The 1,038-nt window shown below is 49.1% G+C and carries 1 pseudogene; it reads left to right on the plus strand.

Going from position 1 to position 1,038, the window contains the following annotated elements:
- Nucleotides 1-386: 386 nt before the first annotated feature.
- Nucleotides 387-1,038, plus strand: a pseudogene (locus tag RT018_RS07990) (DEAD/DEAH box helicase); the annotation flags it as partial.

Consider the following 1,038-nt stretch of genomic DNA (forward strand, 5'->3'; position numbering starts at 1 on the left):
TATGCAAACGGCTGGTCCGCAAACACGCTTTCTGAAGCGCCGTGGTATGATATCAGGCCGCGGCTGAATGCGAGGCGGCGAACCTCTGGGAGCGGCGGAGGAAAGACTGGGACGGCGCTGGACAAACTGGACAAGTACGACATCATGCCGAAGCTGAGATAATGAAAAGGTTGTGCTTGCCAATTGCGGAGAGATTGCTAAATTAAAAATGTCTTTTCATTTTTGTAATCTGTGGTATACTAATAGTAATAAAGTAGTTTCTGCGGTTCCCGTTGATCTTTATTGACAGGAACCGCTCTGCTTTTTTAAATTCGTACAAAATAGAACGCATCTGTGCCGTATGCATGAGTGCCGCCTATTCTGATATTTTAGAAGAAGAGAATAACATGACATTTAATGAACTGAACCTCGCAGCACCCATTTTGAAGGCGGTTGACCGCCAAGGATACACAACACCGACTCCCATTCAACAAAAAGCAATTCCCCTACTATTGCAAAAAAAAGACCTGATTGGCTGCGCCCAAACCGGCACAGGCAAAACAGCGGCTAATCGCGACTCCGGGGCGGCTGTGCGACCTGATGAATCAAGGCTATATTGACATCTCGCAGATTCAAATTTTTGTCTTGGACGAGGCCGACCGGATGCTGGATATGGGCTTTATCCGTGATGTAAAAAAAGTCTTGCACGCGCTACCGGAGAAGCGACAGACACTTCTTTTCAGCGCCACAATGCCAAAAGAGATTGAGTCACTTGCAAACACGATCCTTCGCGACCCGGTTACAGTAAAAGTCAATCCCGTGTCCAGCACGGCGGCCTCCATTGACCAACATATCTATTTAATTGATAAGGGCAATAAGCGCCATCTGCTGAAAAAGCTGCTTCTCGGCCGCGATATCGGAAGCGCACTGGTATTTACCCGGACAAAGCACGCCGCCGACAAGGTAGTCGAGGAGCTGGCCCGGGCGGGTATAGTGGCGATGGCTATCCATGGGAACAAAAGCCAGAACGCTCGGCAGACCGCCCTGAAACGCTTCAAA

It is taken from the genome of Oscillibacter sp., from assembly GCF_032060045.1.
In the GTDB taxonomy this organism is placed as follows: Bacteria; Bacillota; Clostridia; order Oscillospirales; family Oscillospiraceae; genus Oscillibacter.